The sequence below is a fragment of the Salmonella sp. SAL04213 genome, assembly GCF_046550535.1.
In the GTDB taxonomy this organism is placed as follows: Bacteria; Pseudomonadota; Gammaproteobacteria; order Enterobacterales; family Enterobacteriaceae; genus Salmonella; species Salmonella enterica.
Map to the genome: position 1 here is coordinate 19,637 of NZ_JBGDXS010000004.1, position 16,815 is coordinate 36,451.

Here is a 16,815-nt window from a genome sequence, read left to right on the forward strand (position 1 = left end):
GGCAATCCGCCATCAGGCAACCACCTTCCCTACCGCCTGCGCAAAGCGCTGCATTCCTTCATTGATATCCGCCTCTTCCACCACCAGCGACGGGGCAAAACGCATCACGTCGGCTCCGGCATTGAGCACCATCACGCCGGCCTCCGCGCCTGCGTACAGAAAATCGCGCGCCCGACCTTTGTACTCCGGTTTCAGTTCCGCGCCAATCAGCAGCCCCATGCCGCGAATATCGCTGAAAATGTCAAATTGCTCGTCAATCGCCTGCAAATGTTGCACAAACTGTTGCCGCTTAGTGTGAATGCCTTGTAGTACCTCTGGCGTATTAATAATATCGAATGCCGCGCCAGCCACCGCACAGGCCAGCGGATTGCCGCCATAGGTTGAACCATGCGAACCGACATGGAAGGCCGAGGCGATCTCCTGCGTGGTCAGCATGGCGCTCACCGGAAAACCGCCGCCTAACGCTTTGGCGCTGGTGAGGATATCCGGCGTGACGCCGTAGTGCATATAGGCAAACAGGTCTCCGGTGCGTCCCATCCCGCACTGCACTTCATCAAACACCAGCAACGCCTGATGCTCGTCACACAGGTCGCGTAACCCTTTGAGGAATTCCGGTGTAGCCGCCTGCACGCCGCCTTCACCCTGAATCGGCTCGACCACCACCGCGCAGGTGTGGTCATCCATTACCGCTTTCACCGCATGAAGATCGTTGAAGGGAACGTGAATAATATCGGCGGGTTTCGGCCCAAAGCCGTCGGAATATTTCGGCTGCCCGCCTACAGAGACGGTAAACAAGGAACGGCCATGAAAGGCGTTCTGGAAGGCAATGATTTTCGTTTTGAACGGGCTATGGCGCACGCAGGCATAATGACGCGCCAGTTTAAAAGCGGTTTCGTTCGCTTCGGTGCCGGAATTCATAAACAGCACGCGCTCGGCAAACGTGGCGTCGATCAGTTTACGTCCCAGACGCAACGCCGGTTCATTGGTAAAAACGTTACTGGTATGCCACAAGGTTTCCCCCTGGGATTTCAGCGCCTCGACCAGCGCCGGATGGCAATGGCCCAGCGCAGTCACTGCAATCCCGCCGGCGAAATCGATATACTCTTTGCCCTGCTGATCCCATACGCGGCTGCCTTTACCTTTGACCGGAATAAAGTCCGCCGGTGCATAAACAGGCAGAATCACCTCATCAAAAGTTGCGCGCGTAATAGCCGTTTGTTCAGTTGCCATATCATTACCACCCGGTTAAGTAGAAATGTCAGTGAAATTATAATCACAAAATATGAATAAAAAATCACTCAATAGCAACCACAAATCAACGCCGGAGGAAATTTTCCAGCAGAGCGTGTCCTTGTTCGCTGAGAATACTTTCCGGGTGGAACTGCACGCCTTCCAGATCCCACTCGCGGTGGCGAATGCCCATAATCTCCTGCGTTTCGCTCCAGGCGGTGATCTCAAAACACTCTGGCAACGTGGCAGGGTCGACAATCAGCGAGTGGTAACGTGTCACGGTTAACGGGCTGGGCAATCCCCGAAACACGCCCTGTCCATTATGCGTAACAGGTGACGTTTTACCGTGCATCACTTTCGCTGCCCGCACCACCGACGCGCCAAAGGCCTGCGCCATCGCCTGATGACCCAGGCAAACGCCCAGCATCGGAATACGTCCGGCATAATGGCGGATGACCGCCAGTGAAATGCCAGCGTCATTCGGCGTACAGGGGCCAGGAGAGATAACGATTTTTTGCGGGTTCAAAGCGTCAATGTGCGCCAGCGTCAGCGCATCATTGCGCCGGACCTGCACTTCCGCGCCCAGTTCACAAAAATACTGGTAGAGGTTCCAGGTAAAGGAATCATAGTTATCGATAAGCAGGATCATGGCGGCTCCGGGTGAGTAGAACCGCACTATTTTACTCAGTTTCGCGAGCTTCGCTTATCGCTTTCTGAAAAATCGCCTGCAAAGCGGAGAGATCGCCCATCGCGCCGCTCTGGTTCGCCTGCTTCCATGTTTCAACCGCAATACCTTGCCAACTCAGCGCATAGCCTGCATGTAACGCCAGCTGTTCAAAGAAGATGCGCTGCGCCAGCCCGCTCCCCAAACGAAACGGATGAAGCACGTTAATTTCGCAGTAGTAATGCGCCAGCCGCTCGACAAACTTCTCGTGCGCCAGACCGACCAGATAGCCCTCTTCTTCCAGATCCTGCATCAGAGCATTGCCCTCTTTTTCGATATAGGCAAAGTGGCAGAAACGGGTATCGCCCTGGTAAATATCGACCTCCCGCAGTTGCCCTGCCCAGTCGAAAATATCCTGATAGAGCTGGCGATGAATCGCGCACAGATGAGGCAAGCCGCGTATCAGCGGCCCCAGTTCAATCGTGGCGGCACGGAGCGCGGACATTTCATATGCCGCTTGCGCCAGTCGCTGGGCCTGATGAATCCCCAGCCGATTACGCATCACATTCAGCCCCGGATAGAGGTACGGATCGCGCCCTTCGCCAAATTTATCGCTCATAGTGCCTCCGAAGCTCGTCAAGACGTGCCAGCGCTTCATCGGCGGTCAGGGTTACTAAGGGGATCTCAATACCTTCGAGACGGCGGCTTTGCTGGAAGTTAACGTTGCGCCGCTGTTCCCAAAAGCGTGACTTTTGTTTATCGGTAAGTTTCTTCACCGGGCCTCCCTGAATATGTCTGTGCTTGACCACAAGTATAAGCAGCAATTTCAGGTTACGCTGAGACAGGGAGAAAACGCGGGCGGCTCGCGCCCGCGCAGGCATGTTTTATGGCAGGACTTTCGCGGAAAGGATAACGACTGGTTTTGTCGGCACATTCTGATAAGGCCCGACATCGTGCGTCGGTACCTGTGAGATTTTATCGGCGACATCCATACCTTTTACCACTTTACCAAATACCGCATAGCCAAAGTCGCGCTGGCCGTGGTCGAGAAAAGCGTTATCCGCGACGTTAATAAAGAACTGGCTGGTGGCGCTGTCTTTATCTGCGGTGCGCGCCATCGCGATCGTGCCGCGAGTATTACGCAGACCGTTGTCGGCTTCATTCTTAATCGGCGGATTCGGTTTCTTCTGCTGCATCTGCTCGTTAAAACCACCGCCCTGAATCATAAAGCCAGGAATAACGCGGTGAAACGTAGTGTTGTTATAGAAACCACTGTTGACGTAATCGACAAAGTTTTTCACAGAAACCGGCGCTTTCTGGCTGTTCAGCTCCAGCTCAATATTCCCGGCGGAGGTGGTTAACAGCACATGAGGATCGCCTTTTGCTGCCAACGCTGCGGGAGAAAGAGCAGAAAGAGCGAAAACAGCTGCGACAGCCGCCAGAGTCGATTTGAGCATGAGATTTCCTTAAAGAGAGCAGAAATAAAGCAAGTGGAATGATTTTAAAGAGCCTTCCTGGGCCAGGCCAGCCCTTTACCTAATTTTACGTATATGAAACAAATGTAACGTTACGACGCAACGCCGTATTCTTGCAATATGATGTGACAAACATCACATTAAAAAATGCAATGAACATTACTATCACTAATAATTATTTAAATGCATCACAAAAGCGCCTAAAATCTGCCCGCTTAACGCGCCCTCCACGCGCTTCACTTCTCTTCAAGGCCAGACATGACTAACAGCAACCGCATCAAGCTCACATGGATCAGCTTTCTTTCCTACGCCCTGACCGGGGCGCTGGTGATTGTCACCGGGATGGTGATGGGAAATATCGCAGACTATTTTCAGCTGCCCGTTTCCAGCATGAGTAACACCTTTACTTTCCTGAACGCCGGGATTTTGATCTCGATCTTCCTCAATGCGTGGTTGATGGAAATCATCCCGCTGAAAACACAGCTACGCTTTGGTTTTATCCTGATGGTGCTGGCGGTGGCCGGGCTGATGTTCAGCCACAGCCTGGCGTTGTTCTCAGCGGCGATGTTTGTGCTGGGGCTGGTCAGCGGGATCACCATGTCGATTGGCACCTTCCTGATTACGCAACTGTATGAAGGGCGTCAGCGCGGTTCCCGACTGCTGTTTACCGACTCCTTCTTCAGCATGGCGGGGATGATTTTTCCTATGGTCGCCGCCTTCCTGCTGGCGCGTAGTATTGAGTGGTACTGGGTCTACGCCTGCATCGGCCTGGTCTACCTGGCGATTTTCATCCTGACCTTCGGCTGTGAATTTCCGGCGCTGGGTAAACATGCGCAGCACTCTCAGGCGCCTGTCGTCAAAGAAAAATGGGGCATTGGCGTACTGTTTCTCGCCGTCGCCGCGCTGTGCTATATCCTCGGTCAATTAGGCTTTATCTCCTGGGTGCCGGAATACGCCAAAGGCCTCGGCATGAGCCTGAATGACGCCGGGGCGCTGGTGAGTGATTTCTGGATGTCCTATATGTTTGGCATGTGGGCGTTCAGCTTTATCCTGCGCTTTTTCGATCTGCAACGCATTCTGACCGTACTGGCGGGTATGGCGGCGGTACTGATGTATCTGTTTATTACCGGCACGCAGGCGCATATGCCGTGGTTTATTCTGACGCTGGGCTTCTTCTCCAGCGCCATTTATACCTCCATCATTACGCTGGGATCGCAGCAAACGAAAGTGGCCTCGCCTAAGCTGGTTAACTTTATTCTGACTTGCGGCACCATAGGAACGATGCTGACCTTCGTCGTCACCGGCCCGATTGTGGCGCACAGCGGTCCACAGGCGGCGTTACTCACCGCGAATGGTCTGTATGCGGTGGTCTTTGTGATGTGCTTTGCGCTCGGCTTTGTATCCCGTCATCGTCAGCATAGCGCGCCGGCTACGCATTGATAATCATTGCCGGATGGCGACGTCGCCCTCCGGCACTCTATCCCCTCCTGACGAGGTAGGCCTGTTGGTCTAAAACCCCCTCATTTTGTATGTTATTTGTACAAACCTGAAAAGCCTGACAATTCCGCCACTTATAAAAATCCTGACAAATCAGCCATATACCCATTAAGAGGTATATAAAGGTGAATTTGATTTACATCAATAAGCGGGGTTGCTGAATCGTTAAGGTAGGCGGTAATAGAAAAGAAATCGAGGCAAAAATGAGCAAAGTCAGACTCGCTATTATCGGTAATGGTATGGTCGGCCACCGCTTTATTGAGGATCTCCTTGATAAATCCGACGCTAGCCTGTTCGACATTACCGTGTTCTGTGAAGAACCCCGTAAAGCCTATGACCGTGTCCACCTGTCATCCTACTTCTCTCACCACACCGCGGAAGAGCTCTCTCTGGTGCGTGAAGGATTTTACGAGAAGCACGGCGTAAAGGTACTGGTTGGCGAACGCGCAATTACCATTAACCGTCAGGAGAAAGTGATTCACTCCAGCGCGGGTCGTACCGTTTATTATGACAAGCTGATCATGGCGACTGGCTCTTATCCGTGGATCCCGCCGATTAAAGGTTCGGAAACGCAGGACTGCTTCGTTTACCGCACCATTGAAGACCTCAACGCTATCGAAGCCTGCGCCCGCCGCAGCAAGCGCGGGGCGGTGGTCGGCGGCGGTCTGCTGGGGCTGGAAGCCGCTGGCGCGCTGAAAAACCTCGGCGTGGAAACGCACGTCATTGAATTTGCGCCAATGCTGATGGCGGAACAGCTCGATCAGATGGGCGGCGAGCAGCTACGTCGCAAGATCGAAAGCATGGGCGTGCGTGTACACACCAGTAAAAACACGCAAGAGATTGTTCAGCAGGGTAACGAAGCGCGTAAGACTATGCGTTTTGCCGACGGCAGCGAGCTGGAAGTCGATTTCATCGTCTTCTCTACCGGTATTCGCCCCCGCGACAAGCTGGCTACCCAGTGCGGTCTGGCCGTCGCGCAGCGCGGCGGGATCGTGATTAACGACACCTGTCAGACGTCCGACCCGGATATCTACGCTATCGGCGAGTGCGCCAGTTGGAACAACCGCGTTTACGGTCTGGTCGCACCGGGCTATAAAATGGCCCAGGTCGCCGTTGACCATATCCTCGGCAGTGAAAACGCCTTTGAAGGGGCGGATCTCAGCGCCAAGCTGAAGCTGCTGGGCGTGGACGTCGGCGGCATCGGCGACGCGCATGGCCGCACGCCGGGCGCGCGTAGCTACGTTTACCTCGATGAAAGCAAAGAAGTCTACAAACGTCTTATTGTCAGCGAAGATAACAAAACGCTGCTCGGCGCAGTGCTGGTCGGCGACACCAGCGATTACGGCAATTTGCTGCAACTGGTACTGAATGCCATCGAACTGCCGGAAAACCCGGATTCGCTGATCCTGCCGTCGCACGCGGGCAGTGGTAAACCCGCTATCGGCGTGGATAAACTGCCGGACAGCGCGCAGATCTGCTCCTGCTTCGATGTGACTAAAGGCGATCTGATCGCCGCTATCAATAAAGGCTGCCATACCGTGGCGGCGCTGAAAGCGGAAACCAAAGCCGGAACCGGCTGCGGCGGCTGCATCCCGCTGGTGACGCAGGTACTGAACGCCGAACTGGCGAAACAGGGTATTGAAGTCAACAACAACCTGTGCGAGCACTTTGCTTATTCTCGTCAGGAACTGTTCCACTTAATCCGCGTGGAAGGTATCAAAACCTTTGAAGAACTGCTGGCGAAACACGGTAAAGGCTACGGCTGCGAAGTGTGTAAGCCAACCGTCGGTTCGCTGCTGGCGTCGTGCTGGAACGAATACATCCTCAAACCGCAGCACACGCCGCTACAGGATACTAACGACAACTTCCTGGCGAATATCCAGAAAGACGGTACTTACTCGGTGATCCCGCGCTCCGCTGGCGGTGAAATCACCCCGGAAGGTCTGGTGGCCGTGGGTCGTATCGCCCGCGAGTTTAACCTCTATACCAAAATCACCGGTTCTCAGCGTATCGGTCTGTTTGGCGCGCAAAAAGACGATCTGCCGGAAATCTGGCGTCAGCTGATTGAAGCGGGCTTCGAAACCGGTCACGCGTATGCCAAAGCGCTGCGGATGGCGAAAACCTGCGTCGGCAGCACCTGGTGCCGCTACGGCGTGGGCGACAGCGTCGGTTTCGGCGTGGAGCTGGAAAACCGCTACAAAGGCATTCGTACCCCGCACAAAATGAAATTCGGCGTCTCCGGCTGTACCCGTGAATGTGCGGAAGCGCAGGGCAAAGATGTGGGTATTATCGCCACTGAGAAAGGCTGGAACCTGTACGTCTGCGGTAACGGCGGGATGAAACCGCGTCACGCGGATCTGCTGGCAGCCGATCTCGATCGCGACACGCTGATCAAGTATCTCGACCGCTTTATGATGTTCTACATCCGTACTGCCGACAAACTGACCCGTACCGCGCCATGGCTGGATAACCTGGAAGGCGGCATCGAGTATCTGAAATCGGTCATCATCGACGACAAACTGGGCCTGAACGAACATCTGGAAGAAGAGATGGCGCGCCTGCGTGCAGCGGTGGTCTGCGAGTGGACAGAAACCGTTAACACGCCAGCGGCGCAGGTTCGCTTTAAGCACTTTATCAACAGCGACAAACGCGACCCGAACGTCCAGGTTGTGCCTGAACGTGAACAGCATCGTCCGGCCACGCCGTATGAACGTATCCCGGTCACTCTGGTGGAGGAAAACGCATGAGTCAGTGGCAAAACATCTGCAAAATCGATGACATCCTGCCGGGAACCGGCGTCTGCGCGCTGTCAGGCGGCGAACAGGTGGCGATTTTCCGTCCTTACCATAGCGATCAGGTGTTCGCGATCAGCAACATCGACCCGTTCTTTGAGGCCAGCGTGCTGTCTCGTGGACTGATTGCGGAACACCAGGGCGAACTGTGGGTCGCCAGCCCGTTGAAAAAGCAGCGCTTTCGTTTAAGCGACGGGCTGTGCATGGAAGATGAGCAATTCTCTGTGAAACATTACGACGCGCGGGTAAAAGACGGCGTGGTGCAGTTGCGCGGTTAATTATTTTTGGGAGGCGCAACGCCTCCCCTTTTTTGACGTACTTGTAGGTCTTTTATTGGTAGGCCTGATAAGCGTAGCGCCATCAGGCAATTGCAAAAGCACATTGCCGGATGGCGGCATAAATGCCTTATCCGGCCTACGGTTACGATTTTTTTTATTTTTTGTACTTCAAGGATAATCAAATGTTTACAGACACTATTAATAAGTGTGCGGCTAACGCTGCGCGCATCGCACGCCTGTCGGCGAATAATCCGCTCGGCTTCTGGGTCAGTTCGGCAATGGCCGGGGCTTATGTCGGTCTCGGCATCATTCTTATTTTCACCCTCGGCAATCTGCTCGACCCGTCAGTGCGTCCTTTGGTGATGGGAGCGACCTTTGGTATCGCCTTAACGCTGGTCATCATCGCCGGTTCCGAACTGTTTACCGGCCACACCATGTTCCTGACGCTGGGCGTCAAAGCAGGCACTATCAGCCACGGTCAAATGTGGGCTATCCTGCCGCAAACCTGGCTCGGCAACCTGGTCGGTTCCGTCTTTGTCGCCCTGCTTTACAGCTGGGGCGGCGGCAGTTTGTTGCCGGTAGATACCAGCATCGTTCACTCAGTCGCGCTGGCGAAAACCACCGCGCCCGCCACAGTACTGTTCTTCAAAGGCGCGCTGTGTAACTGGCTGGTTTGTCTGGCAATCTGGATGGCAATCCGCACCGAAGGCACGGCAAAATTTCTTGCTATCTGGTGGTGTCTACTGGCGTTTATCGCTTCCGGCTACGAGCACTCCGTCGCGAATATGACGCTGTTCGCCCTCTCCTGGTTTGGTCATCACAGCGACGCCTATACCCTGTCCGGAATCGGACACAACCTGTTATGGGTCACTCTGGGTAATACTTTGTCCGGCGTCGTGTTCATGGGATTGGGTTATTGGTATGCTACGCCGAAATCGGAGCGTCCTGTTCCGCAAAAAACCAACCAAATTAAGGTTACAGCCAACCATTAAGGGGTAATGTCGTGGACCATTTGCCTATATTTTGTCAATTACGCGACCGCGACTGTCTGATCGTCGGCGGTGGCGATGTCGCAGAACGCAAAGCACGGTTACTGCTGGAAGCAGGCGCACGTTTAACGGTCAATGCGCTAACCTTTATTCCACAGTTCACCGTATGGGCAAATGAAGGCATGTTGACTCTGGTTGAGGGTCCGTTCGACGAAGCGCTTCTCGACTCGTGTTGGCTGGCGATCGCGGCCACCGACGACGATACCGTCAACCAGCGCGTCAGCGACGCGGCGGAGTCACGCCGTATCTTCTGCAACGTGGTGGATGCGCCGAAAGCCGCCAGCTTTATCATGCCCTCCATTATTGACCGCTCGCCGCTGATGGTCGCCATCTCCTCGGGCGGCACTTCCCCAGTGCTGGCGCGTCTGCTGCGCGAGAAACTGGAATCGCTGCTGCCGCAGCATCTGGGGCAGGTCGCGCGCTATGCCGGGCAACTCCGCGCCCGAGTGAAAAAGCAGTTTGCCACGATGGGCGAACGTCGTCGCTTCTGGGAAAAATTTTTCGTCAATGACCGGCTGGCGCAGTCGCTGGCGAATGCCGATGAGAAAGCGGTTAACGCGACAACCGAACGCCTGTTTAGCGAACCGCTGGATCACCGTGGCGAAGTCGTGCTGGTCGGCGCCGGGCCGGGCGATGCCGGACTGCTGACGCTGAAAGGGTTACAACAAATCCAACAGGCGGATATCGTGGTTTACGATCGCCTCGTCTCCGACGACATTATGAACCTGGTACGCCGCGATGCCGATCGGGTCTTTGTGGGGAAACGCGCAGGTTACCACTGCGTCCCACAGGAAGAAATCAACCAGATCCTGCTGCGTGAAGCGCAAAAAGGTAAACGCGTGGTACGCCTGAAAGGCGGCGATCCCTTTATCTTTGGTCGCGGCGGCGAAGAGCTGGAAACGCTGTGTCATGCCGGTATTCCTTTCTCGGTAGTGCCGGGGATTACCGCGGCTTCCGGCTGCTCCGCCTACTCCGGTATTCCGCTAACCCATCGCGATTACGCACAGAGCGTACGTCTGGTCACGGGTCACCTGAAAACCGGCGGCGAGCTGGACTGGGAAAACCTGGCGGCAGAAAAACAGACGCTGGTGTTCTACATGGGGCTGAATCAGGCAGCGACTATTCAGGAAAAACTGATCGCATTCGGTATGCAGGCCGATATGCCGGTTGCGCTGGTAGAAAACGGTACCTCTGTGAAGCAACGCGTCGTCCACGGTGTGCTGACGCAGCTTGGTGAATTAGCGCAACAGGTTGAAAGCCCGGCGCTGATTATCGTTGGCCGGGTCGTTGGCTTACGCGATAAATTAAATTGGTTCTCTAATTATTAATTAAAATAACGCCCTGAATAACAGGGCTTTATTTTACAACTACTCGTAATCTCAAATTATTTTTACTTAAAAGTGAATTAAGAAATCAACTTTAAATACACCAGAAAAATTTAAATAGTAATAATTCTGCCTAAAAACCCTTTTATTCGTCAAATTCACCTCTTATTCATTCATACAATAAATAACACCGTTAAGCACTCAATTTGACCTGACCTGGTTATCGGGTGATAAAATAAACACTAAAGCATAATTTTTCTTCTGGCCATTTCATCATTGCCTGTACCGCTCTCTGCATATGTTTAGTACGCAAGGAAAATATTAATTAAGGATGAACCCTATGCAAAAGAAAAAACTTATTTCTATCGCTATCGCTTTAACGCTACAAAGTTATTACATTCCGGCCATCGCCGCAGAAAATAACGATGATGAAAAAGAATGTCCCAGTAATATCTCCTCCCTGCCTAAAGAAAAACGCGCAAAACTCTCACCGACCTGCCTTGCTACACCTGAAAATGATAATCACTGGGGCTGGGTTGCTGGCGGCGTTGCTGCACTGGTCGCAGGTGTGGCTATTGGCGTTGAAAATAACGGTGGCGGAGATTCTAATCATTCTTATACCCCCCCTACGCCCGATAATGGCGGCGACGTTACCCCGCCCGACGATGGCGGCAACGTCACCCCGCCTGACGATGGCGGCGATGACAATGTGATCCCACCCGATGATAGCGGCGATGACGATGTAACCCCACCCGATGATAGCGGCGATGACGATGTAACCCCGCCCGACGATAGCGGCGATGACGATGTAACCCCGCCCGACGATAGCGGCGATGACGATGTAACCCCGCCCGACGATAGCGGCGATGACGATGTGACCCCGCCCGATGATAGCGGCGATGATGACGACACGCCCCCAGATGACTCTGTTATTACCTTCAGCAACGGCGTCACCATCGATAAAGGCAAAGACACCCTGACCTTCGATAGCTTCAAACTGGATAACGGCAGCGTTCTCGAGGGTGCCGTGTGGAATTATTCAGAACAGGACAACCAGTGGCAGCTCACCACCGCAGACGGCAAAACGCTGAACGTCACCGGCTGGGACGTGACCGACGCCAATGCCGCCGTGATTGAAGGCACCCAGGAAAACGGTCTCTACTGGAAGTACGACAGCCGTGGCTATCTGATTATTGCCGACGATAAAACCACCGTTATCAGCGGCGATGACCAGGCGCATAATTCCGATCGCGGCATGGATATCAGCGGCCAGGATCGCACCGGCGTGATTATTTCCGGCGATCGAACCGTCAACACGCTCACCGGGGACTCCAGTGTGACCGACGGCGCCACCGGCATGGTTATCTCCGGTGACGGCACCACCAACACCATTTCGGGCCACTCCACGGTGGACAACGCCACCGGCGCGCTGATTTCCGGCAACGGCACCACCACTAATTTCGCCGGTGACATTGCCGTGAGCGGCGGCGGCACCGCCATCATCATCGACGGCGACAACGCCACGATTAAGAATACCGGTACCTCTAACATCAGCGGCGCAGGCTCCACCGGCACCGTCATTAACGGCAATAACGCCCGCGTCAACAATGACGGTGATATGACCATCACCGACGGCGGCACCGGCGGCCACATTACCGGCGACAACGTGGTTATCGATAACGCCGGGAGCACCACCGTCAGCGGCGCAGACGCCACGGCGCTGTATATCGATGGCGACAACGCGCTCGTTATCAACGAAGGTAATCAGACTATCTCCGGCGGCGCCGTCGGTACGCGCATTGACGGCGACGACGCCCATACCACCAATACCGGTGATATCGCGGTGGATGGCGCGGGCTCTGCCGCCGTGATTATCAACGGCGACAACGGCAGCCTGACCCAGGCGGGCGATCTGCTGGTCACCGACGGCGCGATGGGCATCATCACCTACGGTACCGGAAATGAAGCAAAAAATACCGGCAACGCCACCGTACGTGATGCGGACTCGGTGGGTTTTGTGGTTGCAGGCGAAAAAAACACCTTCAAAAACAAAGGGGATATTGACGTCAGCCTTAACGGCACCGGCGCGCTGGTGAGCGGCGATATGTCGCAGGTTACGCTGGATGGCGATATTAACGTTGTCTCAGTCCAGGACAGCGAAGGCGTATTTAGCTCAGCGACAGGCGTGAACGTGAGCGGCGACAGCAACGCCGTTGATATCACTGGCAACGTAAATATCAGCGCCGACTACGGGCAGGATGCTCTGGCTGCCGGGGCGCCCCCGTTAACCGGCGTTGTTGTCGGCGGTAACGGCAATAACGTTACCCTTAATGGCGCGCTGAATATTGATGACAACGATCTGTCCGCCACCAGCGGACAATACCTGGACGTTGTTGGCCTGAGCGTAACAGGTGATGATAACGACGTTGAGATTGGCGGCGGTATTAATATCACCCACAGCGAGGATCCACGTGATGGAACCTCTTCAGACGTTACCGGCATCAGCGTCAGCGGTAACAGTACCGTTACGCTAAACGGTCATTCTACCATTGATACCAACACGTTAGTGGGTGGTCACGTTGTACTGGCGCGGGTCAACAACGGCGGCTCCCTGATTCTGGATGATGGCTCGGTTGTTGACGTTAATGTCAGTTATATACCCACAGGCTTTTTCACCTACAACGCGTTGCTGATGGCTGATGGCGAAGGCACATCAATTGAAAATAAAGGCGATATTACAAGCCATGGCGTATATTCCGTCATTCGCGCAGATAACGGCGCGAAAGTCAGCAACAGCGGAGATATTCTTGTCTACGCGACCAATAGCAACAGCAGTGAGGATCGTGCAGCCATCACAAGGGCTAATGGCGAGGGATCGGCTGTTCATAACAAAGCCGGCGGCGATATCACCATCATTTCTGACCAGACGCCGCAGGGCAGTGGCGGTGATGGCGCATACCCACTGAAATGGTACACCCATACCTTTTACGCCATGTTGGCTACGGGTGATGGCGATGTCGTTAGTGATAAGGACGCCACTATCCATTTGCAGGGCGCGGGTGTATATGGCGTTAGCGCCAGCAGAGGAACAGCCTCAAACGCAGGCGATATCTATCTGGACGGTTTTGTCCCGACGCTGGACGATGAAAATAACATCACCAGCACCAGCTACTGGCAGCCGTCATCGCTCTATCTCACCAGCTCAGGAATGGTGGCGGGGTCTACCGATGCCGATGGCGACGCCACCGCTATCAACACTGGCACCATTACCGTTAACAACGCCGGGTTCGGCATGATGGCGCTTAACGGCGGAACCGCCATTAACCAGGGCGTAATCACCCTGACCGCCGATGACGGCGTTGAAGGCCAGGCAAACGAGCTGGTCGGCATGGCGGCGCTCAACGGCGGCACCGTCATCAACGACACCAGCGGTATCATCAATATTGATGCCGATTACGGCCAGCCCTTCCTGACCGACGGCAGTAGCACCGTAGTTAACTACGGCACCGTTTGCTATGACAGCGCTTGCCAGAACAGTGACGAGTACAACCCAACCGATAGCAATGTATCCCTTTCCTTTAGAGATGGTGATGAGATTACCGCCGAGGGTGAAACGCTGACCGGTGAAACCATCATCACCAATCCGGTTGCAACAGAAACCGTACACATTAGCAATGCGGGAACCGTCAGCGGCGGCCAAGTTATCATTAAAAATTACGGCGATGTCACCAACGAATCCACTGGCAGTATCAGCAGTGTAAGTATTGAGACAGGGGGTATCTACACCAACGACGGCACAACGGCCGCCGTTTCCGTAGACGGCGGCGTCTTCAACAATACTGGTACCGTCACCGGGAAAACCGGCACCACGGTAGCAGGTTCCGTTATTAACAACAGCGGTTCCATGAACACGGTTGAGCAGTGGACCAGTACCATGAACAATACCGGTACGGTGACAGCCTGGACTGGCGCATCGGGCAGTGCGGTACTGAACAACAACACAGGCGGCGAGGTTGATAAACTGACCTTTACCGCCGCTGCAACCGTCAATAACGCCGGCGTGATTAAAAACGGCTCTGTCGATAAAAGCGGGACGCTTAATAACCTCGAAGATGGTGTGATGACGCTGGCGGATAACGGCCTGTGGTCCGGCACCTTCAATAACTGGGGGACGGTAAACAGCGATGCCGATATCGCGACGGGAGGAAATGGACACACGCTGTACAACGGTTCCACCGGCGTCATTAACGGGCAAATTACTACCTCGAAAAATAATGGCGGCAGTAAAGCCATTAACGACGGCACCATCAACATTGATAAAACCAACAATGTGGCGATGTCCGCGCACGGCAGCGCGAAGATGGTCAATAACGGCACTATCAATGTGGGTACAGTCGGCACCACGCAAACCGGAATGGTCGGGATGCAGTTGGAATCAGATGCAAAATCCGATGCAGTGATCGAGAACAATGGCACCATCAATATTTACGCCAGCGACTCCTACGCCTTCAGCCAGTTGGGCAGCAACGGCCATATCGTCAACAACGGCACGGTCTACATTGATGACAGCGTGACCGGTTCCGGCTTTATCAAGCAGGACGGTAAAACCATTGAAGGCAGCGGCGAAAACGGCGACGGTACGGAAGTGCATTATGTTGACTTCACTGCCCCCACGGAACCCACCATTACCGATGGCACGACGACCGTTACCACCAGCGACAGTGCAGATTCATCTGCCACCAACAACCTGTCGGGCTACGTAGTCGGCACCAGCGCTGATGGCAGCGCCGGTAAATTGATGGTCAGCAACGCCAGCATGAACGGTGTGGAAATTAACACCGGGTTCACCGCAGGCACCGCCGACACCACCGTCAGCTTTGACAACGTGGTCGAAGGCAGCAACCTGTCCGACGCGGGCGCGATTCAGTCCACCTCCGTAGTCTGGAACGCCCAGGGAAGCCAGGATGCCGACGGCAACGTTGACGTCACCATGACCAAAAACGCCTATGCCGATGTGGCGACCGACAGCTCGGTAAGCGACGTGGCGCAGGCACTGGACGCCGGTTACACCAACAACGAGCTGTACACCAGCCTTAACGTGGGGACTACCGCCGAGCTGAACAGCGCACTCAAGCAGGTGAGCGGTGCTCAAGCCACCACGGTATTCCGTGAAGCGCGTGTACTCAGCAACCGCTTTACCATGCTGGCCGACGCCGCGCCGCAAATTAAAGATGGCCTGGCGTTCAACGTCGTAGCGAAAGGCGATCCGCGTGCGGAGCTGGGCAACGACACCCAGTACGACATGCTGGCATTACGCCAGACGTTGGATCTCACCGCCAGCCAGAATCTGACGCTGGAGTACGGTATTGCGCGTCTGGATGGCGACGGTTCGAAAACCGCAGGCGATAACGGCCTGACCGGTGGCTACAGCCAGTTCTTTGGCCTGAAGCACAGCATGGCGTTTGATGAAGGTCTGGCGTGGAACAACAGCCTGCGTTATGACGTGCATAACCTCGACAGCAGCCGCTCCGTCGCCTATGGCGATGTCAACAAAATTGCCGATTCCGACATGCGTCAGCAGTACCTTGAGTTTCGCAGTGAAGGGGCGAAAACTTTCACCATGATGAGTGATACGCTGAAAGTCACGCCGTATGCCGGAGTGAAATTCCGTCACACCATGGAAGATGGCTACAAAGAGCGCAGCGCCGGAGATTTTAACCTGTCGATGAACTCTGGCAACGAAACGGCGGTAGACTCTATTGTCGGCCTGAAGCTGGATTACGCCGGGAAAGACGGCTGGAGCGCCACCGCTACCCTGGAAGGCGGCCCGAACCTGAGCTACAGCAAGAGCCAGCGTACAGCGTCATTACAGGGTGCGGCGGGTCAATCGTTCGGCGTGGATGACGGTCAAAAAGGCGGCGGCGTTAATGGTCTGGCAACCATCGGCGTGAAATACAGCAGCAATGATACCGCGCTACATCTGGATGCCTACCAGTGGAAGGAAGACGGTATCAGCGATAAAGGCTTTATGCTTAACGTTAAGAAAACATTTCGTTAAATAAACGACATTATATAACACTAATAAAGGCCGCTTATTATTAAGCGGCCTTTTTAAATCATATCCCCTGGTAAAGATAAAGTCCTTATTTGGACTACCTGGATGATTCATTAATTGCTATCGTACTATACGCTAAATAGATCTTATATTTATTCCACCAGTAGTGCTCGTTTTATCAACAAGGATTTTGAAATGTTTAAATTTGTAAAAATTGCCGTTGTGGCAGGGGTTCTGGCGACGCTCACTGCTTGTACTGGTCATATCGAAAACAAAAAAAATAACTGCAGCTACGATTATTTGCTGCACCCTGCAATTTCTATTTCTAAAATTATTGGCGGTTGCGGCCCGGCTGCCGATCAATAATAGAAACGACTGCGCAGATACAAAAAAACCGGGATTTTCCCGGTTTTTTTACAGGTCTGATAAACGGTACGGCGCAGATGCCTT

The 16,815-nt window shown here is 54.2% G+C and carries 12 protein-coding genes; 7 read left to right on the forward strand and 5 right to left on the reverse strand.

The window, feature by feature from the left end; genetic code table 11:
* Positions 1-12: 12 nt before the first annotated feature.
* From ACLJPQ_RS11990 to ppiA, 5 genes are all read right to left on the reverse strand, one after another.
* Positions 13-1,230: an aspartate aminotransferase family protein gene (locus ACLJPQ_RS11990; RefSeq protein WP_080185141.1), complete on the reverse strand. Its 1,218-nt coding sequence runs from the start codon at positions 1,228-1,230 to the stop codon at positions 13-15.
* An 85-nt stretch (positions 1,231-1,315) separates the two neighbouring features.
* The gene (gene pabA, locus ACLJPQ_RS11995) at positions 1,316-1,879 is read right to left on the reverse strand and encodes an aminodeoxychorismate synthase component 2 (RefSeq protein ID WP_000601879.1); all 564 of its coding nucleotides are present in this window, start codon (positions 1,877-1,879) and stop codon (positions 1,316-1,318) included.
* 31 nt (positions 1,880-1,910) lie between these two features.
* The gene (locus ACLJPQ_RS12000; protein WP_024156916.1) at positions 1,911-2,513 is read right to left on the reverse strand and encodes a putative adenosine monophosphate-protein transferase Fic; all 603 of its coding nucleotides are present in this window, start codon (positions 2,511-2,513) and stop codon (positions 1,911-1,913) included.
* Complete coding sequence (locus ACLJPQ_RS12005) at positions 2,503-2,670, reverse strand: YhfG family protein (RefSeq protein WP_001519136.1); 168 nt, start codon at positions 2,668-2,670, stop codon at positions 2,503-2,505. The genes ACLJPQ_RS12000 and ACLJPQ_RS12005 overlap by 11 nt, the downstream gene beginning before the upstream one ends.
* A 108-nt stretch (positions 2,671-2,778) precedes the next feature.
* Positions 2,779-3,351, reverse strand: coding sequence for a peptidylprolyl isomerase A (ppiA, locus tag ACLJPQ_RS12010; protein WP_000920478.1), 573 nt, complete (start codon positions 3,349-3,351; stop codon positions 2,779-2,781).
* Positions 3,352-3,627: 276 nt separating this feature from the next.
* On the opposite strand from ppiA, the gene tsgA reads away from it, so the two are divergent.
* From tsgA to ACLJPQ_RS12045, 7 genes are all read left to right on the forward strand, one after another.
* Positions 3,628-4,809, forward strand: a complete 1,182-nt coding sequence (gene tsgA / locus ACLJPQ_RS12015) for an MFS transporter TsgA (RefSeq protein WP_000185267.1) — start codon at positions 3,628-3,630, stop codon at positions 4,807-4,809.
* 260 nt (positions 4,810-5,069) lie between these two features.
* Positions 5,070-7,613 carry an NADPH-nitrite reductase large subunit gene (nirB, locus tag ACLJPQ_RS12020; protein WP_000049247.1) on the forward strand — a complete coding sequence of 848 codons (2,544 nt, stop codon included), beginning with the start codon at positions 5,070-5,072 and terminating at the stop codon, positions 7,611-7,613.
* Positions 7,610-7,936: a nitrite reductase small subunit NirD gene (gene nirD, locus ACLJPQ_RS12025; RefSeq protein WP_000084814.1), complete on the forward strand. Its 327-nt coding sequence runs from the start codon at positions 7,610-7,612 to the stop codon at positions 7,934-7,936. The genes nirB and nirD overlap by 4 nt, the downstream gene beginning before the upstream one ends.
* A 182-nt stretch (positions 7,937-8,118) precedes the next feature.
* The gene (nirC, locus tag ACLJPQ_RS12030) at positions 8,119-8,928 is read left to right on the forward strand and encodes a nitrite transporter NirC (RefSeq protein WP_000493576.1); all 810 of its coding nucleotides are present in this window, start codon (positions 8,119-8,121) and stop codon (positions 8,926-8,928) included.
* 11 nt (positions 8,929-8,939) lie between these two features.
* Positions 8,940-10,313: a siroheme synthase CysG gene (gene cysG, locus ACLJPQ_RS12035; RefSeq protein WP_000349889.1), complete on the forward strand. Its 1,374-nt coding sequence runs from the start codon at positions 8,940-8,942 to the stop codon at positions 10,311-10,313.
* Positions 10,314-10,641: 328 nt separating this feature from the next.
* Positions 10,642-16,368, forward strand: a complete 5,727-nt coding sequence (locus ACLJPQ_RS12040) for an autotransporter adhesin BigA (RefSeq protein ID WP_409527732.1) — start codon at positions 10,642-10,644, stop codon at positions 16,366-16,368.
* 192 nt (positions 16,369-16,560) lie between these two features.
* Complete coding sequence (locus ACLJPQ_RS12045; RefSeq protein ID WP_000472323.1) at positions 16,561-16,731, forward strand: YhfL family protein; 171 nt, start codon at positions 16,561-16,563, stop codon at positions 16,729-16,731.
* Positions 16,732-16,815: the final 84 nt, after the last annotated feature.